The organism is Pseudomonas palleroniana (assembly GCF_022836895.1).
Classification (GTDB): domain Bacteria; phylum Pseudomonadota; class Gammaproteobacteria; order Pseudomonadales; family Pseudomonadaceae; genus Aquipseudomonas; species Aquipseudomonas palleroniana.
In genome coordinates, this window is sequence record NZ_CP092411.1 from 2,033,915 (window position 1) to 2,059,328 (window position 25,414).

At 60.8% G+C, this 25,414-nt stretch carries 25 protein-coding genes; 22 read left to right on the top strand and 3 right to left on the bottom strand.

Features of this window, described 5'->3' with window-relative positions:
- Window positions 1-12: 12 nt before the first annotated feature.
- Window positions 13-1,011 carry an AraC family transcriptional regulator gene (locus MJP36_RS09295; protein ID WP_060756318.1) on the bottom strand — a complete coding sequence of 333 codons (999 nt, stop codon included), beginning with the start codon at window positions 1,009-1,011 and terminating at the stop codon, window positions 13-15.
- A gap of 340 nt (window positions 1,012-1,351) precedes the next feature.
- Between MJP36_RS09295 and MJP36_RS09300 the strand changes: the two genes are divergently transcribed.
- The 3 genes from MJP36_RS09300 (at window position 1,352) to MJP36_RS09310 (ending at window position 4,402) form a co-directional block, all read left to right on the top strand.
- The gene (locus MJP36_RS09300) at window positions 1,352-2,683 is read left to right on the top strand and encodes a dicarboxylate/amino acid:cation symporter (RefSeq protein WP_244385216.1); all 1,332 of its coding nucleotides are present in this window, start codon (window positions 1,352-1,354) and stop codon (window positions 2,681-2,683) included.
- A 145-nt stretch (window positions 2,684-2,828) separates the two neighbouring features.
- Window positions 2,829-3,815, top strand: a complete 987-nt coding sequence (locus MJP36_RS09305) for an XdhC family protein (RefSeq protein ID WP_244385217.1) — start codon at window positions 2,829-2,831, stop codon at window positions 3,813-3,815.
- Complete coding sequence (locus MJP36_RS09310) at window positions 3,812-4,402, top strand: nucleotidyltransferase family protein (protein WP_090369090.1); 591 nt, start codon at window positions 3,812-3,814, stop codon at window positions 4,400-4,402. The genes MJP36_RS09305 and MJP36_RS09310 overlap by 4 nt, the downstream gene beginning before the upstream one ends.
- 259 nt (window positions 4,403-4,661) lie before the next feature.
- Here MJP36_RS09310 and rne read toward each other — a convergent pair whose 3' ends face one another.
- Window positions 4,662-7,838 carry a ribonuclease E gene (gene rne, locus MJP36_RS09315; protein WP_482082804.1) on the bottom strand — a complete coding sequence of 1,059 codons (3,177 nt, stop codon included), beginning with the start codon at window positions 7,836-7,838 and terminating at the stop codon, window positions 4,662-4,664.
- Between the two features lie 759 nt (window positions 7,839-8,597).
- Between rne and rluC the strand changes: the two genes are divergently transcribed.
- Genes rluC through MJP36_RS09330 form a run of 3 tightly spaced genes read left to right on the top strand, consistent with a single transcriptional unit; the run spans window position 8,598 to window position 11,211 of the window.
- Complete coding sequence (gene rluC, locus MJP36_RS09320; RefSeq protein WP_060756312.1) at window positions 8,598-9,557, top strand: 23S rRNA pseudouridine(955/2504/2580) synthase RluC; 960 nt, start codon at window positions 8,598-8,600, stop codon at window positions 9,555-9,557.
- On the top strand, window positions 9,544-10,206 hold the full coding sequence (locus tag MJP36_RS09325) for an HAD-IA family hydrolase (RefSeq protein ID WP_244385219.1): 663 nt from the start codon (window positions 9,544-9,546) through the stop codon (window positions 10,204-10,206). Before rluC ends, MJP36_RS09325 begins: the two co-directional genes overlap by 14 nt.
- 21 nt (window positions 10,207-10,227) lie before the next feature.
- Entirely contained in the window at window positions 10,228-11,211 is a 984-nt protein-coding gene (locus tag MJP36_RS09330; RefSeq protein ID WP_244385220.1) for a S49 family peptidase, read from the top strand.
- A 132-nt stretch (window positions 11,212-11,343) separates the two neighbouring features.
- Here the strand turns inward: MJP36_RS09330 and MJP36_RS09335 are convergent, their stop codons facing one another.
- Window positions 11,344-11,922, bottom strand: coding sequence for a Maf family protein (locus MJP36_RS09335; RefSeq protein ID WP_244385221.1), 579 nt, complete (start codon window positions 11,920-11,922; stop codon window positions 11,344-11,346).
- 105 nt (window positions 11,923-12,027) lie between these two features.
- On the opposite strand from MJP36_RS09335, the gene MJP36_RS09340 reads away from it, so the two are divergent.
- The 16 genes from MJP36_RS09340 (at window position 12,028) to MJP36_RS09415 (ending at window position 25,395) form a co-directional block, all read left to right on the top strand.
- Window positions 12,028-12,558 (top strand): YceD family protein, encoded by a 531-nt coding sequence (locus tag MJP36_RS09340; protein ID WP_060756308.1) that lies wholly within the window; start codon window positions 12,028-12,030, stop codon window positions 12,556-12,558.
- 13 nt (window positions 12,559-12,571) lie between these two features.
- Complete coding sequence (gene rpmF / locus MJP36_RS09345) at window positions 12,572-12,754, top strand: 50S ribosomal protein L32 (RefSeq protein ID WP_003179396.1); 183 nt, start codon at window positions 12,572-12,574, stop codon at window positions 12,752-12,754.
- 4 nt (window positions 12,755-12,758) lie between these two features.
- A complete protein-coding gene (plsX, locus tag MJP36_RS09350; protein WP_090369099.1) occupies window positions 12,759-13,769 on the top strand; it encodes a phosphate acyltransferase PlsX in 1,011 nt (336 codons plus the stop codon).
- A gap of 127 nt (window positions 13,770-13,896) precedes the next feature.
- Entirely contained in the window at window positions 13,897-14,835 is a 939-nt protein-coding gene (gene fabD, locus MJP36_RS09355; RefSeq protein WP_060756306.1) for an ACP S-malonyltransferase, read from the top strand.
- 24 nt (window positions 14,836-14,859) lie between these two features.
- The gene (fabG, locus tag MJP36_RS09360) at window positions 14,860-15,603 is read left to right on the top strand and encodes a 3-oxoacyl-ACP reductase FabG (protein ID WP_060756305.1); all 744 of its coding nucleotides are present in this window, start codon (window positions 14,860-14,862) and stop codon (window positions 15,601-15,603) included.
- Window positions 15,604-15,794: 191 nt separating this feature from the next.
- Window positions 15,795-16,031, top strand: coding sequence for an acyl carrier protein (acpP, locus tag MJP36_RS09365; protein ID WP_007987170.1), 237 nt, complete (start codon window positions 15,795-15,797; stop codon window positions 16,029-16,031).
- 128 nt (window positions 16,032-16,159) lie between these two features.
- Entirely contained in the window at window positions 16,160-17,404 is a 1,245-nt protein-coding gene (gene fabF / locus MJP36_RS09370) for a beta-ketoacyl-ACP synthase II (RefSeq protein ID WP_060756304.1), read from the top strand.
- On the top strand, window positions 17,404-18,219 hold the full coding sequence (gene pabC / locus MJP36_RS09375) for an aminodeoxychorismate lyase (protein WP_244385222.1): 816 nt from the start codon (window positions 17,404-17,406) through the stop codon (window positions 18,217-18,219). The genes fabF and pabC overlap by 1 nt, the downstream gene beginning before the upstream one ends.
- Before the next feature lies 1 nt (window position 18,220).
- Window positions 18,221-19,342 carry an endolytic transglycosylase MltG gene (gene mltG / locus MJP36_RS09380; protein ID WP_060756302.1) on the top strand — a complete coding sequence of 374 codons (1,122 nt, stop codon included), beginning with the start codon at window positions 18,221-18,223 and terminating at the stop codon, window positions 19,340-19,342.
- 19 nt (window positions 19,343-19,361) lie between these two features.
- Entirely contained in the window at window positions 19,362-19,994 is a 633-nt protein-coding gene (gene tmk / locus MJP36_RS09385; protein ID WP_244385223.1) for a dTMP kinase, read from the top strand.
- Window positions 19,987-20,976 (top strand): DNA polymerase III subunit delta', encoded by a 990-nt coding sequence (locus MJP36_RS09390; protein WP_104994591.1) that lies wholly within the window; start codon window positions 19,987-19,989, stop codon window positions 20,974-20,976. The genes tmk and MJP36_RS09390 overlap by 8 nt, the downstream gene beginning before the upstream one ends.
- A gap of 63 nt (window positions 20,977-21,039) precedes the next feature.
- Window positions 21,040-21,825 carry a TatD family hydrolase gene (locus tag MJP36_RS09395; protein WP_244385224.1) on the top strand — a complete coding sequence of 262 codons (786 nt, stop codon included), beginning with the start codon at window positions 21,040-21,042 and terminating at the stop codon, window positions 21,823-21,825.
- 443 nt (window positions 21,826-22,268) lie between these two features.
- The gene (locus MJP36_RS09400) at window positions 22,269-22,910 is read left to right on the top strand and encodes a TetR/AcrR family transcriptional regulator (protein WP_090369111.1); all 642 of its coding nucleotides are present in this window, start codon (window positions 22,269-22,271) and stop codon (window positions 22,908-22,910) included.
- 114 nt (window positions 22,911-23,024) lie between these two features.
- Window positions 23,025-23,993, top strand: coding sequence for a GTP 3',8-cyclase MoaA (locus tag MJP36_RS09405; protein ID WP_090369113.1), 969 nt, complete (start codon window positions 23,025-23,027; stop codon window positions 23,991-23,993).
- 220 nt (window positions 23,994-24,213) lie between these two features.
- Window positions 24,214-24,819, top strand: a complete 606-nt coding sequence (locus MJP36_RS09410; RefSeq protein ID WP_060756296.1) for a DUF4823 domain-containing protein — start codon at window positions 24,214-24,216, stop codon at window positions 24,817-24,819.
- A gap of 15 nt (window positions 24,820-24,834) precedes the next feature.
- Window positions 24,835-25,395: a DUF1285 domain-containing protein gene (locus tag MJP36_RS09415; protein ID WP_104994590.1), complete on the top strand. Its 561-nt coding sequence runs from the start codon at window positions 24,835-24,837 to the stop codon at window positions 25,393-25,395.
- Window positions 25,396-25,414 lie beyond the last annotated feature (19 nt).

The window sequence follows — 25,414 nt, forward strand, 5'->3', positions numbered from 1 at the left end:
ACTGGCGCCACCTTAATTTTCCTGCGCCCGGTAGGCGCCTGGCGTGAGCCCCGTCCACTTCTTGAACGCCCGATGAAACGCCGACGGTTCGGAGAACCCCAACTGCTCGGCGATTTCCTGCAGCGACAGATTGGCCCGCCCCAAGTGATAAATGGCGATGTCTCGCCGCAATTCATCTTTGAGTGCCTGGAAACTGGTGCCTTCCTCGCGCAGGTGTCGGCGCAGGGTCTGCGGGCTGATGTGCAGGTGCTGCGCCACGGCCTCCAGGTCCGGCCAAGGCGTGCGGTCACGGCTTAACAAGCGGCGTAATTGGCTGCTCAAGCTGTCGCCTTCGTCCGGTCGTGACAGCAAGTCTGCGGGCGAGCGCTGCAGAAAATGCTTGAGCGTACGTTCGTCCTGCAGCAAGGGCAGGCTCAAATAGCGGCAGGGGAATACCAGGCTACTGCTCGGTGCGTTGAATACCTGAGGGCAGGGGAAGAGCAAGTCATATTCGCCTGCATGGGCCGGCATCGGGTAGTGGAACGTCGCCTGATGCAACCGGATTCGCTGGCCGATCAACCAACTGCCCAGGCGATGCCAGATCACCAGCAGGCATTCGCTCAGGAAGTGATCCGGGTCCCACAGCTGTGAGTCATCCAGGCTCAGACGAGCCATGTCGCCTTCTCTTGTCAGATGCCAGCGCGGACCCTGTGGGAATAAGCTATAAAATAATAAACCGCGTTCCAGAGCCTTCTCCAGGGTGCGGCAGTGAATCAGCGCGTGGCACATCATGGCGAAGGTGCCGCGTTTACTCGAACCTTCAGCGAACCCCAGGTACTCGTCGTCGAGCTCCAGCCAGAGCATCTGCAACAGCCGGGTAAATTGTTCAGGCGCAATGCGGGCGCGGGGCTCGGTCAGCAACTCAGGGGTAATGCCCACCTGTTGCAGCAGGGCCGAGTAGTCATAGCCCGCCCGACGGGCACCGACCAGGGCCGCTCGGGCGTAGTGACTGGCGATGGTGCGTTCACGCATGTGAGGGCCTCGTCCATGGAGTGGCGGATGTTAGCCATCACTGGGTGGTGCGACAAGGCGGATATCCGCCAAATTGTAGGACGGGATTTGGCTACATGGCGGAAACCCGCCACTTGTTCAGGGCGCGTGAAGGAAGGTTGAGCGCGCCCAGGCCTGATGTCTAAAGGCCTTCAGCGGATTTGCAGAAAGTGGCACGGCGTTTGCGATAAGAGATGGCAGCGCAGGCCTGGTCCTACCAGCCTCGCAAACAACAAATCCCTCCAGTGCAGGAGGGTTCGCAATTCAAGTGTCGTGGGCAATGGCGGATATTTGCTACACGGGACGATTGAGGAACTTTGCAATGACGACTCGTCAGCCACTGTACAAATCCCTGTATTTCCAGGTGATCGTTGCAATCGTTATCGGTATTTTGCTCGGTCATTTCTACCCGCAGACCGGCGTGGCGCTCAAGCCACTGGGTGACGGCTTTATCAAGCTGATCAAAATGGTCATCGCCCCGATCATCTTCTGCACCGTTGTCAGCGGTATCGCTGGCATGCAAAGCATGAAATCGGTCGGCAAAACCGGCGGCTACGCGCTGCTGTACTTCGAAATCGTTTCCACCATCGCCCTGCTGATCGGCCTGGTCGTGGTCAACGTTGTGCAACCGGGTGCCGGCATGCACATCGACGTGGCTACCCTGGACGCCTCGAAAGTCGCGGCCTACGTGACTGCCGGTGCAGACCAGAGCGTGGTTGGCTTTATCCTCAATGTGATTCCGAACACCATCGTCGGCGCCTTTGCCAACGGTGACATCCTGCAAGTGCTGATGTTCTCGGTGATCTTCGGTTTTGCCCTGCATCGCCTGGGTGCCTACGGCAAGCCGGTGCTGGACTTCATCGATCGCTTCGCCCACGTCATGTTCAACATCATCAACATGATCATGAAGCTCGCGCCAATTGGTGCCCTGGGTGCCATGGCATTCACCATCGGTGCCTACGGTGTAGGTTCCCTGGTGCAACTGGGTCAGCTGATGATCTGCTTCTACATCACCTGCGTCCTGTTCGTGGTGGTGGTGCTGGGTGCCATCTGCCGCGCCCACGGTTTCAGCGTGTTGAAGCTGGTGCGCTATATCCGTGAAGAACTGCTGATCGTACTGGGCACTTCCTCTTCCGAATCCGCGCTGCCACGCATGCTGATCAAGATGGAGCGCCTGGGCGCGAAGAAATCCGTAGTCGGCCTGGTGATCCCCACCGGCTACTCCTTCAACCTCGACGGTACTTCGATCTACCTGACCATGGCTGCCGTGTTCATCGCCCAGGCGACTGACACCCACATGGATATCACCCACCAGATCACCCTGCTGCTGGTGCTGTTGCTGTCCTCCAAAGGCGCTGCGGGCGTGACCGGTTCGGGCTTTATCGTACTGGCTGCTACTCTGTCGGCCGTCGGCCACCTGCCGGTTGCCGGCCTGGCACTGATCCTGGGTATCGACCGCTTCATGTCCGAAGCGCGCGCCCTGACCAACCTGGTCGGTAACGCCGTTGCCACTATCGTTGTCGCCAAGTGGGTCAAGGAGCTGGACACCGACAAGCTGCGGAGCGAGCTGGCGTCCGGTGGAACCGGTATCTCCGATACCCGTCCGGAAGATGACCTGGGTGTGGCCGAAGGCCCTGCTCCTGTCATCAAGTAACTCGCTGCTGGCGTGAACTGACGCCGAAGCCCTCCACAAACGCCCCGACTGTTTCGGGGCGTTTGCGTTTGTGGCCGGTCACTCTGGAGGCTTTTGCTTTACAGTGATTGGGTGAGTAATCGTTGTAAGGCCGGCAGGAGGTTGGATGGATAGCGTGGATCTGAATGTCCTGCGCAGTGTGCTCGAATGGCGTCGCGCCGGGCAGCGGGTGGTGTTGTACAGCGTGGTCCAGACCTGGGGCAGTGCACCGCGTCCGCCCGGGGCGATGTTGGCATTGCGGGGCGACGGGGTCGTGATCGGCTCGGTGTCTGGCGGTTGCATTGAGGATGATCTGATTGCGCGCCTGCAGGATGGTCGCCTGCCGGAAGACGGCCCGCCCGTGCAGTTGGTGACATACGGGGTCACCCGCGATGAGGCGGCGCGCTTCGGCCTGCCGTGCGGTGGCACGTTGCGCCTGACCGAAGAACGGGTAGGCGACTGGCAATGGGTTGCACAGCTGCTGGCGCGTTGTGAGGACCATCAGATTGTCGCCCGGGAGCTGGATCTGGCCACGGGTACTGTGACCCTCGGCAGCGCAAGCAAGACGGATGTGGTGACATTTGACGGGGAGCGCCTGCGCGCCATCTATGGCCCGCGCTGGCGCCTGCTGTTGATCGGTGCCGGGCAGTTGTCGCGCTACGTGGCCCAAATGGCGCGCTTGCTGGATTTCGAAGTGTTGGTCTGCGACCCGCGTGAAGAGTTCGTCTACGGCTGGGAAGAACAGCATGGTCGGTTTGTGCCGGGCATGCCGGATGAGGCGGTACTGAACATTCAGACCGACGAGCGCACAGCCATCGTCTGCCTGACCCACGACCCCCGCCTGGATGATATGGCGTTGCTGACGGCATTGAATTCCGATGCCTTCTACGTCGGCGCGCTGGGCTCGCGGGTCAATACCCAGAAGCGCCGGGAAACCCTGGCGGCGCTCGGGCTGACGGCCGAGGCGATTGCGCGCTTGCATGGACCGATCGGCTTGCATATCGGTAGCCACACGCCTGCTGAAATTGCCTTGTCGCTGATGGCTGAAGTCGTCGCAATCAAGAACGGTGTTGCGCCGATGCAGAAAAAGCCGCTGCCGGTGGTCGCCGAGTGACGGTGACGGCGATTGTACTGGCGGCAGGGCAGGGCAGTCGTTTCCGTGCCGAAGCCGGTGCCGACCAGGACAAGCTGCTGGCCGATTGCAGCGGATTGGATGGCGTGACGCGGCCGGTACTCGAGCAGGTGCTGGTGAACCTGCCGGCGACGCTCGTTGAGCGTTGGGTGGTGACCTCGCCGGAGCGCCTGGAGGTCATTCGGTTGGCCGAGGCGCAGGGTTGCAAAGTCGTGTTGCTGGAATCGGCGGGCATGGGCGACAGCATTGCCGCGGCGGTCGCGGCCAGCGGTGCGGCGGATGGCTGGCTGGTGGTGCTGGGAGATATGCCGTTTATTCGGCCCTCGAGCATTGAGCGGGTGATCGAGGGGCTGGAGGCGGGCGGTATCCGTGTGCCGGTGCAGGATGGGCGGTATGGGCATCCTGTAGCGTTTGACCAGGCATTTGGGCTTGAGCTGATGGCATTGACCGGTGATCGTGGAGGACGATCATTGTTTGCGCACGCGTTGGTCAGCGAAGTGGCGGTTGAAGACCCGGGTGTGCTCTGGGATGTCGATGTTCCGCAATCCTTGAACTTCAAGCCGATCTGAGTGTGGGAGGGGGCAAGCTCTAATGCCTGTCAGTTAAGCGATAGAGCAGACGATGAATAACCTGTGGGAGGGGCGGTGCGACGATTCGACTTGCTCCCGATAGGCCGCGCAGCGGCCTCAAAAATGGGCCTGCTACGCAGTCCATCGGGAGCAAGCCCCCTCCCACAATGACCGCGTTAAGCCTTATTCAGGACGGGACAGATCACATAAAAAAGCCCCGCCTGATCACTCAGGCGGGGCTTTCTTGTGGCGGCTGGAATCAGGCGAGAGGTTTGCTCTCGTGCTCTGCTTCCTGTGCTGCGGCAGCAGCAGCTGCGGCTTCAGCTTCCTTGCGACGACGGCGCACTTCACGTGGATCGTTCGGTGCACGGCCGTTTTCGGTCAGGGCGCTGACCGGTGCGGCTTCAACCGCAGGGGCGGCCACTTCGGCAGCTACCGGCGCCTCAACTACTGCTGCAGGTTCTACGACCGGAGCAGGCTGAACCACTGGGGCTGGCTCGGCAGCCACGACTTCGGCAACCGGTTCCGACACTTCTTCTACCGCAGGGGCAGGCGTTGGCGCTTCAACCGGAGCGGCTGGCTCGGCAGTCCATTGGAAGGCGGTCTGTTCTTCGCGAACTTCTCGTACTTCTGGAGCCGCTTCGACAACCGGAGCTTCAACAGCAGCTTCGACCACTGGCTCAGGCTCAGCTACAGGTGTCGGCTCAACAGCCGCCACTTCTGCTTCTGGCTGGGCTTCAGGAGCCTGGGCAACTTCCACTTCCGGAACAACCGGCGCTTCGATTGGGGTAGTGGCTTCGACTACTGGTGCTTCTACGACTGGGGTTTCAACAACAGGTGCTTCAACAACCGGCGCTTCAACCACTGGGGTCTGGGCAGCAGGTGCTTCTACAACCGCAGTTTCTTCAGCAGCAGCAGTTGCGCGTTCAGCCTGTTCGTGAGCCTGGGCTTCAGCAGGTGCGCTGATGACCGAGCTGGCAACCGCGGCAGTCACGGCCAGGCCGGCAGCCAGTTCGGCGCCCGTCGGCTCGCTGGTAGCGGCTTCGGCGTTCTCGCCGGCTTCTTCCGAGCCTTCGATCACATTGCCATTGGCATCGCGTTGACGCTCACGACGGTTGCTGCGACGACGCTGGCCACGGGAGCGGCGGCGTGGGCGATCGCCTTCGGCGTTGTCCTGGCCGTCTTCCTGCAGTTGCTCTTCGCCGTTCAGGACTTCTTCTTCGCTGGCGGCAGCGGCTTGTTCGGCACGCGGTTGACGCTCTTCACGCGGTGGGCGTGGTTGGCGCTCCTCACGAGGCGCACGCTCTTCACGTGGCTGGCGAGCCGGGCGCTCTTCGGCGACGACCGCAGCACCGGCAACGGCAGCGGCAGCGGCTGGCGCTGCGTCCAGCGGTTCGCGCAGTTCACGCACGCGTTCTTCACGCTCGCCACGTGGCTTGCGATCTTCACGCGGTGCACGTGGCGTGCGCGGTGCACGCTCTTCACGCGGTGCGCGTTCTTCGCGGGCTACGGTCGGGGTTTCTTCACGGGCTTCGCGAGGTGCACGCTCTTCACGTGGCGCGCGTTCTTCACGCGGTGCACGTTCTTCGCGTGGCTTGCGCTCTTCATCGCGACGACCGTTGCGGTTACGGCTCTGCTGGCGGCCGTTGCGACGTTCTTCGTTGCGCGCCGGACGTTCGGTGGCCGGTTTTTCAACCACAACCGGAGCAGCAGGCTCTTCCTTGGTGGCGAACAGGCTGACCAGCGATTTCACCAGGCCTTTGAACAGGCTCGGCTCAGGCAGGGCGGCTGGAGCAGCAACCGGGGCAGCCGCTTCAGTCGGGACCGGTGCATTGGCACGCGCCGGCGCAGTCTTCACGGCGGCTTCCTGGCGAACCAGGGTGCGCGTCGCGGCAGCCGGCTGGACTTCTTCCACTTCGGCAGCGGCAGCCGCGATTTCGTAGCTGGACTGGTTGTTGTGGGCTTCCGGGCTGTCGTCACGCAGGCGCTGCACTTCGAAGTGCGGCGTTTCCAGGTGATCGTTCGGCAGGATCACGATACGGGCACGGGTGCGCAGTTCGATCTTGGTGATCGAGTTGCGTTTTTCATTGAGCAGGAATGCGGCGACCGGGATCGGCACCTGGGCGCGGACTTCGGCGGTGCGGTCTTTCAGGGCTTCTTCTTCGATCAGGCGCAGGATCGCCAGGGACAGCGATTCAACGTCACGGATGATGCCGGTGCCGTTGCAGCGCGGGCAGACGATGCCGCTGCTTTCGCCCAGGGACGGACGCAGGCGCTGACGGGACATTTCCAGCAGGCCGAAGCGCGAGATGCGGCCGACCTGTACGCGGGCGCGGTCAGCTTCCAGGCATTCGCGGACTTTCTCTTCCACGGCGCGCTGGTTCTTGGCGGGGGTCATGTCGATGAAGTCGATCACGATCAGGCCGCCGATATCACGCAGGCGCAACTGGCGGGCGATTTCTTCAGCCGCTTCCAGGTTGGTCTGCAGGGCGGTTTCTTCGATGTCGCTACCTTTCGTGGCACGCGCCGAGTTGATGTCGATGGACACCAGGGCTTCGGTCGGGTCGATCACGATGGAGCCGCCGGAAGGCAGTTCGACCACGCGCTGGAAGGCGGTCTCGATCTGGCTTTCGATCTGGAAACGGTTGAACAGCGGCACGCTGTCTTCGTACAGCTTGATCTTGCTGGCGTACTGCGGCATCACCTGGCGGATGAAGGTCAGGGCTTCGTCCTGGGCTTCAACGCTGTCGATCAGCACTTCGCCGATGTCCTGGCGCAGGTAATCGCGGATGGCGCGGATGATCACGTTGCTTTCCTGGTAGATCAGGAACGGCGCGGAACGATCCAGGGACGCTTCTTTGATGGCGGTCCACAGTTGCAGCAGGTAGTCGAGGTCCCACTGCATTTCTTCGCTGCTGCGGCCCAGGCCGGCAGTGCGCACGATCAGGCCCATGTCGGCCGGGGCGATCAGGCCGTTCAGCGCTTCACGCAGTTCGTTGCGCTCTTCGCCTTCGATGCGACGGGAAATGCCGCCGGCACGTGGGTTGTTCGGCATCAGGACCAGGTAACGGCCGGCCAGGCTGATGAAGGTGGTCAGGGCGGCGCCCTTGTTGCCACGTTCTTCTTTCTCGACCTGGACGATGACTTCCTGGCCTTCGCTCAGGACGTCCTTGATGTTCACGCGGCCTTCAGGAGCTTTCTTGAAGTATTCGCGGGAGATTTCCTTGAGGGGCAGGAAGCCGTGGCGCTCGGAGCCGAAGTCGACAAAGGCAGCCTCAAGGCTTGGTTCGATGCGAGTAATACGGCCTTTATAGATGTTGGCCTTCTTTTGCTCGCGTGCACCGGATTCGATGTCCAGGTCGTAGAGGCGTTGGCCATCTACCAGTGCAACACGCAACTCTTCGGGTTGAGTTGCGTTAATCAGCATTCTTTTCATGTTGTACCGTCGGTTTCCGGGCTGCCGGAAACGGCGTTCGGCACACACGACTTCTCACGGTCGGTGTCAGGTGCGTCAAGAGTGGTTGGCCACTCCAGTGTCCAGCAAACACCAGCCAATTGGGCCGGTATCGCGACGGACGCGTCCTGCTTGTTAGCGGTGGTGACAAAGGCACCACTTCAACAAAAGCTAAGGTCAGGAGGAGGAATCAACCGGCGACTGTGGACGAGATGAAGCGTCTAAATATAAGCCTAGTGCTACACGGTCCGACGGTTGTGCATCTCCACCCTACACGTATCCCTGATAATTCGGGTGCTGCCGCGCGCAGAATCCGCAGCGGGTTGGCATTTACCGTGTTCTCCAATGGGGAGTTCACGCTCATGGCTAAACAGGACTGGGTGTGGGCGATTGCGCTCTCACTCAGCTCTTAACAGGCGTTATTTCCGAAGCATTCGCCATGGTCTGGCTCAAGACTGACTGCACTTTGTGAACTGGCCGTAAATATCGGCGCAAAACGCGAGTATTCACTCTGCTTTCTGCACTCGCTTCAGGCCTCATGTCACCTGCGCTTGTTACAATCCCGAGTCTTCCAACGTGGCGAAAGCCCCGTAGGACGGCCTCGCGTCCTGATGAATTGCGATGGTCAGGGCCGGCAGTTTGCCGCAAGTCCTCTGGCCAGGCCGCTTTTGGCGGCGTTCGCGACTATAGCAGTAATGATTAAGTGCTTCAATTCCATAAAAAATTGTTATCATCGCCGCCATGACGACTACCGCCCCCCAGACCCCCAGCGTCCAGCTGCTTGAGGTCTCGCCGGAATATGCCGGCCAACGCATCGACAATTTTCTCCTGGCCAGGCTCAAAGGCGTGCCCAAGACCTTGATTTACCGCATCTTGCGAAAAGGTGAAGTGCGCGTGAACAAGGGCCGGATCAAGCCCGAGTACAAGCTGCAGGCGGGCGATATCGTCCGTGTGCCGCCGGTTCGCGTGCCGGAGCGTGACGAACCTGTGCCGTTGGCCCAGGGTTTGTTGCAGCGCCTGGAAGCCTCGATTGTCTTCGAAGACAACAAGCTGATCGTGATCAACAAGCCGTGTGGCATTGCGGTCCACGGTGGCAGCGGCCTGAATTTCGGGGTCATCGAAGCCTTTCGTCAGTTGCGCCCGGATGCCAAGGAGCTGGAACTGGTTCATCGCCTGGACCGTGACACCTCCGGCCTGCTGATGATCGCCAAGAAACGCAGCATGTTGCGTCACTTGCACACCGCCCTGCGGGGTGACGGTGTGGACAAACGCTATATGGCGCTGGTGCGCGGTCACTGGGCCAGCTCCCTCAAGAGCGTCCGGGCGCCGTTGCAGAAGAGCAATCTGCGCTCTGGCGAACGGATGGTCGAAGTGGACGAGGAGGGCAAGGAGGCGCTGACTCTGTTCAAGGTGCTGCGCCGTTTCGGCGACTTCGCCACCATGGTCGAGGCCAAGCCGGTGACCGGGCGTACCCACCAGATTCGCGTGCATACCTTGCACGCGGGCCACTGTATTGCGGGTGACACCAAGTACGGGGACGAAGATTTCTCCAAGGAAATCCGCGACCTGGGCGGCAAGCGCCTGTTCCTGCACGCCTACATGCTGACCGTGCCGCTGCCGGACGGTGGCGAGCTGAAGCTGCAGGCGCCGGTCGACGAGATGTGGGCCCAGACCGTGGAGCGTTTGAGTGCCGCACCCTGACTACAAGCTGCTGATCTTTGATTGGGATGGCACGCTGGCTGACTCCATTGGCCGCATTGTCGAGTCCATGCACATGGCCTCGACCCGCTCCGGCTTCGCGCTGTGCAGCGACTCGGCGGTCAAGGGCATCATCGGCCTGGGCTTGCCTGAAGCGATACGCACGTTGTATCCGGAGATCGACGATCAAGAGCTGATCGCGTTTCGCCAGCACTATGCCGATCATTATATTGCCTTGGAGGCGCAGCCTTCGCCGCTATTTGATGGCGTGCGGCAATCCCTCGAGACCTTTCGCGCCGAGGGCTATCACCTCGCCGTGGCGACCGGCAAGGCACGGCGCGGGCTCGATCGTGTGCTCAAGGCCCATGGCTTTGAGGATTATTTCGATATCACCCGCGCTGCGGATGAAACTGCCAGCAAGCCTCACCCTCTGATGCTGGAGCAGATCCTGGCTCACTGTGGTGTGGCGCCGCGCCAGGCGTTGATGGTGGGGGATGCTTCCTTCGACTTGATGATGGCGCGCAATGCCGGGATGGACAGTGTGGCCGTCAGCTATGGTGCCCAGTCGGCCGAGGCCTTGCAGCCCTACGAGCCGAGGCTGATGATTGATCATTTTTCTGAATTGCAGGCCTGGCTCGGTCAGGCCCGATAAGTCTTTGCTGGGGTTGATGGCATGAGTGACGAGTGGAAAGCGCCCGAAAAGGCCGAAAGCAGCGACGATAAAAGCTGGAAGCTGTTGGAGAAGACGCTGCTGGCCAGTGTCCAGGAGCAGCGTCGTTCAAGACGTTGGGGGATTTTCTTCAAATTGCTGACCTTTGTTTACCTACTCGCCATGCTGGCGCTGTTCAGTCCTTTGATGGACGTGGAAAAGAGCGCTACCCGTGGCGGTCACTACACTGCGCTGATCGAAGTGCGCGGGGTAATAGCCGACAAGGAGTCGGCCAGCGCCGACAACATTGTCAGCAGCCTGCGCGCTGCGTTCGAAGATCCCAAGGTCAAGGCCGTGATCCTGCGCATCAACAGCCCAGGTGGCAGCCCTGTGCAATCAGGCTACGTGTATGACGAGATTCGCCGCCTGCGCACGCTGCATCCGGATACCAAGCTGTACGCAGTGATCGCCGACCTGGGTGCCTCGGGTGCTTATTACATCGCCAGCGCCGCTGATCAGATCTACGCCGATAAGGCCAGTCTGGTCGGCTCCATTGGTGTGACGGCTGCCGGTTACGGCTTTGTCGGCACCATGGAGAAGCTGGGGGTGGAGCGTCGCACCTATACCTCGGGCGAGCACAAAGCGTTTCTGGACCCATTTCAACCGCAAAAAGCTGACGAAACCCAGTTCTGGCAGGGCGTGCTCGACACCACTCATCGTCAGTTCATTGCCAGTGTGAAGCAGGGGCGTGGTGATCGCCTGAAGGATAAAGACCATCCGGAGCTGTTCTCCGGGTTGGTGTGGTCTGGCGAGCAGGCATTGCCGCTGGGCTTGATCGATGGGTTGGGCAGTGCCAGTTCGGTGGCGCGGGATGTGGTCGGCGAGAAGGAGTTGGTAGATTTCACGGTTGAAGAATCGCCGTTCGATCGGTTCTCCAAGAAGCTCGGTGCCAGTGTGGCGGAGAAGCTGGCCTTGTATATGGGCTTCCAGGGCCCGACTTTGCGCTGATACCTCCAGGTGTATGCAGCTTAAAATGTGGGAGGGGGCTTGCTCCCGATAGCGGTGTATCAGTCACTTTATTTGTAGCTGACCCACTGCAATCGGGAGCAAGCCCCCTCCCACAGTGGTTTTGTGGTGTTGTCAGGGGGTCTGTACGCCTTCGGCCAGCAGCATGTCCACCAGTCGGATCAGCGGCAGGCCCACTAAGCTCGTCGCATCCGGCCCTTCTGTGCTCTGAAACAAACTCACGCCCAAACCCTCGGCTTTGAAGCTGCCTGCGCAATCATACGGCTGCTCGATCCGCAGGTAGCGTTCGATGCGCTCCGCGTCCAGGACACGCATGTGCACGGTAAACGGCACGCAATCCACCTGGCACTGCCCGGTTTGGCTGTTGAGCAGCGCCAGGCCGGTGAGGAAGCTGACGCGCTTGCCGCTGGCCGCCAGCAACTGTTCGCGAGCCTTCTCGAAGGTGTGCGGTTTGCCGATGATCTGGCCGTCAAGCGCGGCTACCTGGTCCGAACCGATGATCAGGTGCCCTGTGTGGGTAGTGGCGAGGGCGCGGGCCTTGTCTTCGGCCAGGCGCTTGACCAGCGCCACGGCGGACTCATTTGCGTGAGGGGTTTCGTCGATATCCGGCGAGCTGCAGATGAACGGCAGGTGCAGTCGGCTCAGCAATTCCCGGCGATAAACCGAGCTGGATGCGAGTAATAAAGGCAGCATGGACGTCTCCTCAAGGCAGTCGCCGATTCTAGCGGGGCGACCGGCTGACGCACAGGGCTGAATTTCCTTTGACATGGCTGGGTGCATCCCTATAATGCTGCGCCTATGTTGAATGACCCGATTCCACCTCACGTTGACCCGCGCAAATTGGCAGATCGTGGCACTTCCCTTCAAGGTGAATTGCCGCTGGCCGATTTGGAGAGACTCTGCGACCCGCTTTCCGACAGTGTCGGTACGGTGCAGGCCAAATTCGTTTTTGAACGAGATGAGCGTAAGGCTGTGGTAATCCACAGTTTTATCGACACCGAAGTCAAAATGGTTTGCCAGCGTTGTCTTGAGCTGGTCACCCTGCCGATCCACAGCGAGTGCAGTTATGCTGTGGTGAAGGAGGGTGCGAATACCCAGTCGTTGCCGAAAGGTTATGACGTGCTGGAACTGGGCGAAGATCCTTTGGATCTGCATGCACTGATCGAGGAGGAGCTTTTGCTCGCCTTGCCCATTGTGCCTGCTCATCATCCGGAAGAATGCCAGCAGCCGGCGGGCCTCGATGACGAGCCCGAACCGAGCGAGGACGAGGTAACGCGGTCCAACCCGTTCAGTGTATTGGCGCAGTTAAAGCGTGACCCAAACGTTTAGGAGTTAATCAATTATGGCTGTTCAGCAGAACAAAAAATCCCGCTCCGCCCGTGACATGCGCCGTTCGCACGACGCTCTCGAGGCAAGCACCCTGTCCGTAGAAAAGACCACCGGTGAAGTTCACCTGCGTCACCACGTATCGCCAGAAGGCGTTTACCGTGGCCGTAAAGTGATCGACAAGGGCGCTGACGAGTAATCACTTGTCTGCTCAAGTCATCGCGATTGACGCAATGGGCGGGGACTTCGGTCCCCGCAGCATTGTTCAGGCTTGCATTGCCAGCCTGTCTGCTACGCCCTCGCTGCACCTGACCCTCGTCGGTCAACCCTCCTTACTTGAAGAACTGATTGCTGGCCATCCGGCAGTGGATCGCGCGCGCCTGACGATTACGCCGGCCAGCGAAACCATCGGAATGGATGAAAAGCCTGCGACCGCCTTGCGTGGCAAACCTGATTCCTCGATGCGGGTGGCCCTGGAGCTGTTACGCGATGGCAAGGTGCAAGCCTGTGTCAGTGCGGGGAACACCGGGGCCTTGATGGCGTTGTCGCGGTATGTGCTCAAGACGCTGCCCGGTATTGATCGGCCGGCGATGGTGGCGGCAATTCCGACGCAGAAGGGCTATTGCCAGTTGCTGGACCTGGGCGCGAACGTCGATTGCAGCGCCGAGCACCTGTTCCAGTTCGCCGTGATGGGCGCGGTGGCCGCCGAAGCGCTGGGCGTGGCCCGGCCGCGGGTGGCCCTGCTGAACATTGGCACCGAAGACATCAAGGGCAACCAGCAGGTCAAGTTGGCGGCTACGTTGCTGCAGGGCGCGCGGGGCTTGAATTACATCGGCTTTGTCGAAGGTGATGGTTTGTACCGGGGCGAAGCGGATGTGGTGGTATGCGATGGGTTTGTTGGCAATATCCTGCTTAAATCCAGCGAAGGCCTGGCGACCATGATCGCCGCGCGTATTGAAGCGTTGTTCAGGCGAAACCTGGCGTCGCGTGTGGTCGGCGCCCTGGCATTGCCGTTGATGCGCCGCTTGCAGGCTGACCTGGCCCCGGCACGGCACAATGGCGCCAGCTTTCTCGGTTTGCAGGGCATCGTGGTGAAAAGCCATGGCTCGGCGGGGGTGGAAGGCTTTCAAAGTGCGATTGCGCGTGCGGTGATCGAAATCCAGGAAAACCTGCCGCAGCGTTTGCACGGCCGGCTTGAGGATTTGTTGTCTTAGGCGAATCGGCCCGGGAATGCTTAAATGTGACCGGCCAGTTCAATTGACCATCCAATCTGTCAGTTTCGTTCGCTCCCACCGTAGGAGCGACCATTTTTTGACGACCAGATCATTAGGGGCTTGTTACATGTCTACATCCCTCGCATTCGTCTTTCCAGGGCAGGGTTCGCAGTCCCTCGGCATGTTGGCCGAGCTGGGCGCGCAATATCCGCTGGTTCTGGAAACCTTCAAGGAAGCTTCCGATGCCCTGGGTTACGACCTGTGGGCACTGACCCAGCAAGGGCCGGAAGAGCAACTCAATCAAACCGACAAAACCCAGCCGGCCATCCTGACCGCTTCGATCGCCCTGTGGCGCTTGTGGTTGGCAGAAGGTGGCGCGCGCCCGGCATTCGTTGCCGGCCACAGCCTGGGTGAATACAGTGCATTGGTTGCCGCGGGCAGCTTGACCCTGGCCGAAGCGGTCAAGTTGGTCGAGCGTCGGGGGCAGTTGATGCAAGAAGCCGTTCCGGCCGGGCAGGGCGGCATGGCCGCGATCCTGGGCCTGGACGATGCTGTGGTGATCGAGGCTTGCGCCGAAGCCGCCCAGGGCGAAGTGGTCAGTGCGGTCAACTTCAACTCCCCGGGCCAGGTGGTGATCGCCGGCGCCAAGGCTGCCGTTGAGCGCGCCATCGAAGGTTGCAAGGCCCGTGGCGCCAAGCGTGCGCTACCCTTGCCGGTGAGCGTGCCGTCCCACTGCGAGCTGATGCGCCCGGCCGCCGAGCGTTTTGCCGAGTCCATCAATGCGATCGACTGGCAGGCGCCGCAGATTCCGTTGGTACAGAACGTCAGCGCCGCCGTGGCTGCCGACCTCGGCACCCTCAAGCGCGACCTGCTGGAGCAGCTCTATAAGCCTGTGCGTTGGGTTGAATCGGTCCAGGCTCTGGCTGCCAACGGCGCCACCGAGTTGGTCGAGTGTGGCCCGGGCAAAGTCCTGGCCGGCCTCAACAAGCGCTGTGCCGACGGCGTGTCGACTGCCAACCTGAATACCCCGGATGCCTTCGCTGCCGCGCGCGCGGCACTGGCCTGATCCCCACACTTAGGAGAAGCCTGCATGAGTCTGCAAGGTAAAGTTGCACTGGTCACCGGCGCAAGCCGTGGCATTGGCCAGGCGATCGCCCTGGAATTGGGCCGTCAGGGCGCGGTCGTGATCGGCACCGCCACTTCCGCTTCGGGCGCCGAGCGTATCGCCGCGACCCTGAAGGAAAACGGCGTTCAGGGCACTGGCCTTGAGCTGAACGTGACCAGCGATGAGTCCGTGGCTGCCGTACTGGCTGAAATCACTGCACAGTTCGGCGCTCCGTCGATCCTGGTAAACAACGCCGGCATCACCCGCGACAACCTGATGATGCGCATGAAAGACGACGAGTGGTACGACGTGGTCGACACCAACTTGAACAGTCTGTTTCGCTTGTCCAAGGGCGTTTTGCGCGGCATGACCAAGGCGCGTTGGGGCCGAATTATCAATATTGGCTCCGTAGTGGGTGCCATGGGCAACGCAGGCCAAGTAAACTATGCCTCCGCCAAGGCCGGCCTGGAAGGTTTCAGCCGTGCACTGGCGCGTGAGGTCGGTTCGCGGTCGATTACGGTCAACTCGGTGGCCCCTGGGTTCATCGACACCGATATGACCCGTGAACTGCCTGAGGCGCAGCGTGAAGCCTTGCTGACGCAGATTCCGCTGGGCCGTCTGGGCCAGGCTCAAGAGATCGCGAATGTGGTCTCTTTCCTGGCATCCGACGGTGCGGCATACGTGACTGGGGCTACAATCCCGGTGAACGGCGGGATGTACATGAGTTAAATTGTGACGGATCGCTTCAAAAAAATGTCATACGAGCTGTCTAAAATCCGTTATAAAGCTGCAACTTAATTTATAGGCAGGTGGCCGACTGGGTACAGGGTGAAGCTTTCAGTTGAAAAGCTGAAATGGCTTTCTATACACTTACCCACTGGCCAGCTGCCTGAATTTGTCCATTAGGAGTTAAACAAGGTATGAGCACCATCGAAGAGCGCGTCAAGAAAATCGTCGCCGAGCAACTGGGCGTTAAGGAAGAAGAAGTGGTCAACACTGCTTCCTTCGTAGAAGACCTGGGTGCCGATTCCCTTGACACCGTTGAGCTGGTGATGGCTCTGGAAGAGGAATTCGAGACCGAAATCCCGGACGAAGAAGCTGAAAAAATCACTACTGTTCAAGCTGCTATCGACTACGTTACTGCCCACCAGGCGTAATAGTTTGTAGTCGTCGCTTGCTGTCAGGGAAAAACCGCACTGCTGTAACGGCGTGCGGTTTTTTCTTTAGCTCTGATGAAAAGTAAGCGATGAAGCAAAAGTGTCGTCATTAGAAAAAGGAGAGTGCTGTGTCGCGTAGACGCGTCGTAGTCACCGGTATGGGTATGTTGTCGCCACTGGGCACGGATGTGCCGAGCAGTTGGCAGGGCATTCTGGCTGGCCGCAGTGGTATTGGTCTGATCGAACACACGGACCTTTCTGCCTATTCCACCCGTTTTGGCGGCTCGGTAAAGGGTTTCAATGTCGAGGAGTACCTCTCGGTCAAGGAATCCCGCAAGCTCGACCTGTTCATTCAATACGGCCTGGCAGCCGGTTTTCAGGCAGTGCGTAACGCCGGCCTGGAAGTCACCGACGCCAACCGTGACCGCATCGGCGTGGCCATGGGGTCGGGTATTGGCGGTTTGACCAATATCGAAGAAACCAGCCGCACATTGCACGATTCCGGCCCTCGTCGAATTTCACCGTTCTTCGTGCCGGGCTCGATCATCAATATGATTTCCGGTTTCCTGTCCATCCATCTGGGGGCACAGGGGCCTAACTACGCCATCGCCACGGCGTGCACCACCGGCACGCACTGCATCGGCATGGCGGCGCGCAACATCGCCTATGACGAAGCCGACGTGATGATCGCCGGCGGCGCCGAAATGGCGGCCTGCGGCCTGGGCATGGGCGGCTTTGGCGCGTCTCGCGCACTGTCGACCCGCAATGACGAACCGACCCGTGCCAGCCGTCCGTGGGACAAGGGCCGTGACGGTTTCGTACTGTCCGACGGCGCCGGTGCCCTGGTACTGGAAGAGCTGGAGCACGCCAAGGCGCGCGGTGCCACCATCTATGCCGAGCTGATCGGCTTCGGCATGAGCGGTGACGCCTACCACATGACCTCGCCACCGTCCGACGGTGCCGGTGCTGCCCGCTGCATCGCCAATGCCCTGCGTGACGCGAAGGTCAATGCCAACCAGGTGCAGTACATCAATGCCCATGGCACTTCGACTCCGACGGGTGACCTGGCGGAAGCCGAGGCGATCAAGTCGGTGTTTGGCGAACACGCCTACAAGCTGGCAGTCAGCTCGACCAAGTCCATGACCGGCCACCTGTTGGGTGCGGCGGGCGCGGTTGAGGCGATCTTCAGCGTAATGGCCATCAAGGATCAGGTCGCGCCGCCGACCATCAACCTCGATGAGCCGGACGAAGGTTGCGACCTGAACTTCGTGCCCCACGAAGCGCAGCCCATGCCGATCGATGTGGCGATCTCCAACTCGTTCGGTTTTGGTGGTACCAACGGTTCCCTGGTGTTCCGCCGGTTCGCCGAGTGATGCACAGCTGGGTCGACGGTCAGCCAGCGGGCAGCGTGCCTCTGAAAGATCGCGGCCTGGCGTATGGCGACGGGCTGTTCGAGACCATCGCCGTCAGGGCCGGGCAGCCTGTGTTGCTCGACCGCCACCTGCAACGCCTGGATGAGGGGTGCAGGCGGTTGGCGCTGGTTGCGGATCAGTCACTGATCCGCAGCGAAGTGCTGGCGTATGCCGCCGCCCTCGGCGACGGCGTTCTCAAGTTGATCCTTACCCGCGGCGACAGCCTGCGCGGTTACGGCATCAACCCTGGCGCTCCCGTGCGCCGTATCTTGCAGGGCAGTCCGCCCGCATCCTATCCCCCGGCCCATGGACTTGAAGGTGTCCGCCTGTTTCCGTGCGCCACCCGCTTGGCCGAACAGCCATTACTGGCAGGGCTCAAGCACCTCAATCGCCTGGAGCAGGTGATCGCTCGCGCCGAGTGGCAGGACGCCGAGCATGCCGAAGGTTTGATGCTGGATATGTCCGGTCGCGTGATCGAAGGCGTGTTCAGCAACCTGTTCCTGGTATGCGACGGCGGGTTGCTGACCGCTGATCTGAATCGTTGCGGGGTTGCCGGGGTCATGCGTGCTGAGGTTTTGGCCCAGGCGCAGGTACTGGGCCTCCCTGTTACCGTGGCCGACATCAGCCTGGAGCAGTTGCGGCAGGCTGACGAAGTGTTTGTGTGCAACAGCGTTTATGGCATTTGGCCGGTGCGTGGCTGCGCTGCGATGAGCTGGTCGGTTGGGCCGCTCACCCGTAAACTGCAGGGCATTGTTCGCGCACTATTGGATATTTGAGTTGATACGAAAACTGCTTTTATTGCTGCTGATAGGCTTGGTCTCGGCAGGCATTGTGCTGGGCTTTTCGGCCTGGAAGCTCGATTCTGCCCTGAAACAACCCCTGAAGCTGAGCCAGGAGCAATTGCTGGATGTACCGGCCGGGGCAACCCCGACGGGCACCTTCAATCGCCTGGAGGCCGAGGGTGTGCTTGACGGTGCCTTCTGGCTGCGCCTGTACTGGCGTTTCAACCTTGACGGCCAGCCACTGCACAGCGGCGAATACCGCATGACCCCTGGCCTGACTGCTGAAGGCTTGATCGGTCTATGGCAGCGTGGCGAAGTGGTGCAATACAGCCTGACGCTGGTCGAAGGCTGGAATTTCCGCCAGGTGCGTGCGGCGTTGGCCAAGCACGAAAAAATTGTGCAGACCCTGTCCGGCCTGAGCGACAAGGAAGTGATGGAAAAACTCGGCCACCCGGACGTGTTTCCAGAAGGGCGCTTCTTCCCGGACACCTATCGCTTCGTGCGCGGCATGACCGACGTCGAATTCCTGAAAAAAGCCTACAACCGCCTGGACGATGTACTCGCCCAGGAGTGGAGCAAGCGGGCTGCCGATGCACCTTACACCGATCCCTATCAAGCGCTGATCATGGCCTCGCTGGTGGAGAAAGAGACCGGGGTGCCGGAGGAGCGGGGGCAGATTGCCGGGGTGTTCGTGCGGCGCATGAAGATGGGCATGCTGCTGCAGACCGACCCGACGGTGATCTATGGCCTGGGCGAACGCTACACCGGCAAGCTGACGCGGGCGCATCTCAAGGAGGCCAACCCGTACAACACCTACATGGTCGCCGGCCTGCCGCCGACGCCGATCGCCATGGTCGGCCGCGAGGCCATCCACGCGGCGTTGAACCCGGTGCCGGGTAGCAGCCTGTATTTTGTTGCGCGTGGCGATGGCAGCCATATTTTTTCCGATGACCTGGATGCGCATAATGCGGCCGTGCGTGAGTTTCAACTCAAGCGCCGTGCCGACTATCGCTCCAGCCCGGCGCCGGTGGTCAAGCCGCCGCAAGACACAACGCCACCGGCCGATGCGCCCACTGAGCCCGCGCCGGACACTGCCGCGCCGCAAAGCCTGCAATGACTCTGACTAAGGACTGCCTGTGACTGGCTTGTTTATTACCCTGGAAGGCCCGGAAGGTGCCGGCAAAAGCACCAATCGCGATTACCTGGCCGAACGGCTGCGCGCAGAGGGCATCGAGGTTGTGCTGACCCGTGAGCCAGGGGGCACGCCGCTGGCCGAGCGCATTCGTGAAGTGTTGTTGGTGCCGGGTGAAGAACAGATGAACCCGGACACCGAGCTATTGCTGGTATTCGCCGCCCGTGCCCAGCACCTGGCCGAAGTGATTCGCCCGGCGCTGGCACGCGGTGCCGTGGTGATCTGCGACCGTTTCACCGACTCCACCTATGCCTATCAGGGCGGCGGCCGGGGTTTGTCGGTGGAGCGTATCGCCACGTTGGAAACGTTCGTGCAAGGCGATTTGCGCCCTGACCTGACCCTGGTGTTCGACCTGCCGGTTGAAGTCGGCCTGGCGCGGGCCAGTGCCCGTGGTCGCCTGGACCGTTTCGAACTGGAAGGCCGCACCTTTTTTGATGCCGTGCGCACGGCGTTCCTCAAGCGCGCCGCCGCCGAGCCTGCGCGTTACTATTTGCTGGACGCGGCGCAGCCCCTGACTCAAGTGCAACACGCCATCGATGCGCTGTTGCCTGCATTGCTGGAGCGCACCCGTGGCTGAAGCCTACCCCTGGCAGGATAGCCTCTGGCAGCAATTGGCCGGTCGTGCCCAGCACGCCCACGCCTACCTGCTGCACGGGCCGGCAGGTATCGGCAAGCGTGATCTGGCCGAGCGTTTGATGGCGAGCCTGTTGTGCCAGCAACCGGTCAACCTGGACGCCTGCGGCGTATGCAAGTCCTGCCTGTTGCTCAAGGCAGGCAGCCACCCGGATAACTACCTGCTGGAACCCGAGGAGGCCGACAAGGCGATCAAGGTCGACCAGGTGCGCGACCTCGTCAGCTTCGTGGTGCAGACCGCACAGATGGGCGGGCGCAAGGTGGTCTTGATCGAGCCGGTGGAGGCCATGAACATCAATGCTGCCAACGCCTTGCTCAAGAGCCTGGAAGAACCGTCCGGCGATACGGTACTTCTGTTGGTCAGCCATCAGTCCAGCCGCTTGTTGCCGACCATTCGTAGTCGTTGCGTGCAGCAGGCATGCCCATTGCCGAGTGAGGCGATGAGCCTTGAGTGGCTGGCGCAGGCACTGCCGGACTGTTCCGCGGATGAGCGAGTCGAGCTGTTGACCCTGGCCGCCGGTTCCCCTTTGGCCGCCGTCAAGCTGCAGGCCCAGGGCGTGCGTGAGCAGCGGGCGCTGGTGGTCGATGGGGTGAAGAAACTGCTCAAGCAGGAACTCTCGGCCACCCAGCTGGCTGAAAGCGCCTGGAAGGATGTTCCCCTGCTGCTGCTGTTCGACTGGTTCTGCGACTGGTCGAGCCTGATCCTGCGCTACCAGTTGACCCAGGATGAAAGCGGCCTGGGGCTGCCCGATATGCGCAAAGTTGTGCAGTACCTCGCGCAGAAAAGTGCACAGGACAAGGTACTGAATATCCAGGACTGGATTCTCGCTCAGCGCCAGAAGGTCCTCGGCAAGGCCAACCTCAACCGTGTGCTGTTGCTCGAAGCACTGCTGGTGCAATGGGCCGGTCTGCTCGGCCGTCGTTAATTTCCGTGGCTGACGGGTGTATCGTTGGCCAGACACTTATCGTGACTCAAGTTGTAACTTCCTATGCTCGTAGACTCCCATTGCCATCTTGATCGACTCGACCTTGCCCAGCACGGCGGCTCCCTTGACGCTGCCCTTGAAGCGGCGCGCCAGCGCGGGGTAGGGCACTTCCTGTGTATTGGCGTCAGCGCCGAGAACGCCGCCGACGTCAAGGCCCTGGCCGAGCGTTACGCCGATGTGGATTGCTCGGTGGGTATTCACCCGCTCGACCTCAAGCCCGGCGAAGCGCCGGCCCTCGATTGGTTGCTGAGTGAACTCAACCACCCGCGCGTGGTGGCCATCGGCGAGACCGGGCTGGATTACCACTACGAGCCTGAAGCGGCCGAATTGCAGCAAGCGTCGTTCCGCCTGCACCTGCAAGCCGCCCGGCAAACCGCCAAGCCGGTGATTGTCCATACCCGTGGCGCCCGCGCCGACACCCTGGCCTTGCTGCGCGAAGCCGCACTGCCCCAGGCGGGTGTGCTGCATTGCTTCACTGAAGACTGGGACATGGCCAAGGCCGCTCTGGACCTGGGTTTCTACATCTCCCTGTCAGGCATCGTCACCTTCCGCAATGCTGACGCTTTGCGTGACGTGGCGCGCCAAGTGCCGGCCGACCGCTTGCTGGTGGAGACCGATTCGCCGTACCTGGCGCCGATTCCTCATCGTGGCAAACCGAACCTGCCGGAATATGTGCGCGACGTGGCGGATTATCTGGCGATGCTGCGGGGCGAGTCCTACGAGCATTTTGCCGAACAGACCACCGAGAATTTCCGGCGCCTGTTTCCGTTGGCTCACGTCGCTGTGTAAGAGGCTTAAACGGCAGGCAAAAAAAACCCGGGTTCTGGGGGGTGAATCCGGGCTAAGACCATTAGGAGTAAACAAGGGTACGCAGTCCGTCGGTACCCGGGTCGACGCGCCACTTGGGGGAGATGCCACGCCGACAGTTGAAGTATTGATCACTATCCTATTCAGTCCAGTCGGATCTGATCGTTTTTTAAACAGATTTGGAATACACGCGCTTCCCTTGAGTTCTCATTGGGTTGATGGGCAGGTGCAGGTGTTGCGTATTATTTCTGACTGATATCGGTAAAAACGTTGGCGTGCTGAAAGTTAAGTGCGGAGCGGGTTCACATAGGCGTTGCCCAACGACCGTTCAGTCGGGATAATCCCTCGAACCGGGTAAATCGTATCGCCAGGTATCCCTGGCCCTGCGCAACCCTTCACCTATTCACTCTGCAGACCTTTTCCTCATGCAAAAAGAACCCCGTAAGGTCCGTGAGTTTCGCCGCCGCGAGCAGGAAATTCTCGACACCGCACTCAAGCTGTTCCTCGAACAAGGTGAAGACAGCGTCACCGTCGAGATGATTGCGGATGCCGTGGGTATCGGCAAAGGCACCATCTACAAGCACTTCAAGTCCAAGGCCGAGATTTACCTGCGCCTGATGCTCGACTACGAGCGCGACTTGAACGAGCTGTTGCACTCGGCCGACGTGGACAAGGACAAGGAAGCCCTGTCCCGGGCCTACTTCGAGTTCCGCATGCGCGACCCGCAGCGTTATCGCCTGTTCGATCGCCTGGAAGAAAAGGTGGTCAAGGGGCATCAGGTGCCGGAAATGGTCGAGGAGCTGCACAAGATCCGTGCCTCGAACTTCGAACGCCTGACCTTGCTGATCAAGGGCCGCATCAGCGAAGGCAAGCTTGAAGATGTGCCGCCCTATTTCCACTACTGCGCCGCCTGGGCGTTGGTGCACGGCGCCGTGGCGCTGTACCACTCGCCGTTCTGGAGTAATGTGCTGGAAGATCAGGAAGGCTTTTTCCAGTTCCTGATGGACATCGGCGTGCGCATGGGCAACAAGCGCAAACACTCGACGGACCTGCCGCCCGCACCCTGATGATTTTCTGCCTGGCGCGGTATCCCGGGAATATACTCAGGCAGGGATCTTGCTAAAAGCTGATTATTGAGTCAGCTTCTAGCGCGCCCACATTATCCTCTGCCGGAGTGATCCATGATCGTTGATCGTCAAGGCAGGCGGTTTCGCAATTTGCGGATCAGCCTGACTTCAGCCTGCAATTATGCGTGTACCTATTGCGTGCCCAATGGCAAGCGATTGGTGGCTGCCCAGGATGAACTCTCGGCTGAGGCGATGGCGCGTGGCGTAGCCTACCTGATCGAAGCGGCGGGCATCGACCGCCTGCGTATCACCGGCGGCGAGCCGTTGGTCAGCCCCAAGCTGGAAGCCTTCATGGGCGCGGTAGGGCAGATGGGCCTGAGTGACATCAGCCTGACCACCAACGGCCAGTTGCTCGCGCGCAAACTGCCGCTGTTGCTGGATGCCGGTATCCGGCGCATCAACGTCTCCCTCGATACCCTGGACGCCGACGCCTTTCGCGGCATTGCCCGTGGCGGCGACCTGGCCAGCGTGCTCGCCGGTATGGACCAGGCCCGTGCGGCCGGGATCAAGATCAAGGTCAACATGGTGCCACTGCGCGGGCAGAACCTGGACCAGGTCATGCCGCTGCTCGACTACTGCCTGGAGCGTGGCTACGAGCTGCGCTTTATCGAGCTGATGCGCATGGGCCACCTGGCCAAGGACTCCAACGCGTTCCTGCAGCAATTTGTCAGCCTGCAGCAACTGCTCAGCCTGATCGGCGAACATCACGACTATCTGCAGGCCGATGCCCCCGTGGATGCTACGGCGGTGCGTTATGAGGTGCCGGGCAAAGGCTTCTTCGGTGTGATCGCCAATGAAAGCGTACCGTTTTGCCGCACGTGTTCGCGACTGCGGCTGTCCTCTACCGGTTGGTTGCATGGTTGCCTGTCGTCGAGTAACCGGCATTACATCGGTGACCTGCTGGACAAGCCGCGCCACCAGGCTTTGCCGGCCCTGCAAGGCTTGTTGATGAAAGCCCTGGGCGACAAGCAGGAAGTCGCCTTCTCCGGCGGCGCGACAATCATGAAGATCATTGGCGGCTAACCCACCCCCAGGGCAACCCAACACCCGATGTGGGAGGGGCGGTGCGACGATTCGACTTGCTCCCGATAGGCCGCGCAGCGGCCTCAAAAATGGGCCTGCTACGCAGTCCATCGGGAGCAAGCCCCCTCCCACATTTGTTATGTGTTGCTACCAAATGGCGCAAAACCTGCATCTGACCCCCATTCGCCGGTTTTCCGTCACCGGCTTCTGGAGGATTAGGATGCGTAGTCTGGTTTTGTTGCTGGCGTCGTTGACGCTGAGTGGTTGCATGACCGTCAGCGATATGGCCGAAGGCACCCGTTATCAGATGAGCGACGCCGGGTTGCTGGACCACAGTGATACACGCCGTACGGCCTCGGTTCGCATACAGCCGGACTCCTTTGTCTTTATCGCCCAGGGCGCCTTTGTGCCGCCGGGCAGCGCCTACCCGCGCCCCAACGTGGTGGCCGAGGAAGCCTTCAATGGCTTCGTCGAGTATTTCCCCATGGTGCGCCGCGCCCGCAAGCCGGAAGGGCTCGAACAAGCCATGGCTGAGGCGCGGGCCGCAGGGGCGCATTACCTGTTGTATTGCCGCTTTGCGGCAGCCGATGACCGTATCGGCAACGCCGATGAGTGGACCGATCAGCAGGCCCTGGACCGGCTGGGCCTGGACAGCGGGGTGATCCAGATCATGTTGATCGAGACCAGCACCCAGTATTTGATTGATACTGCACGCATTCGCAGTCGTGGCGGTTTACTGACGTTCCACGACAACAAGCCAGAAGATCTGATTGCCCGCCCGCTGGCGCAGTACGCCCGAGGCTTGCTGGGTATGAGCAATCAGTAAGAGCAGGAGAACCCGATGACCGATTCCGCCAAGGCCAATGATCTGTTGGCCCAACTGCCCAAGGGTAAGGGACCGGCGCCAGTGCACCTGTGGAATCCGGATTTCTGCGGCCACATCGACATGCGCATCGCCCGCGACGGCACCTGGTTTTATCAGGGCACGCCGATTGGGCGTAAGCCGATGGTCAAGTTGTTCTCCAACATCATCCGCCGTGACGGTGACGAGTACTTTCTGGTCACGCCCGTGGAAAAGGTCGGCATCCGCGTCGATGACGCGCCGTTTGTCGCGTTGACCCTGGAGGTGCAAGGGCAGGGCGAAGACCAGGTGCTGCGCTTTACGACCAATGTCGACGAGCAGATCGACGCCGGCCTCGACCACCCGTTGCGGGTGGTGATCGATCCGGTCACCCAGGAACCGGCCCCCTATCTGCGGGTACGTACCAACCTGGAGGCCCTCGTGCATCGCAACGCGTTCTATCAATTGGTCGAGCTGGCGGTCAGCCGCCCGATCAACGGTCAGAACTGGCTGGGAGTCTGGAGCGGCGGGGAGTTTTTCCCCATTGGCCTGGAACCCTGAGGCGCGTTTTTTCATCTCC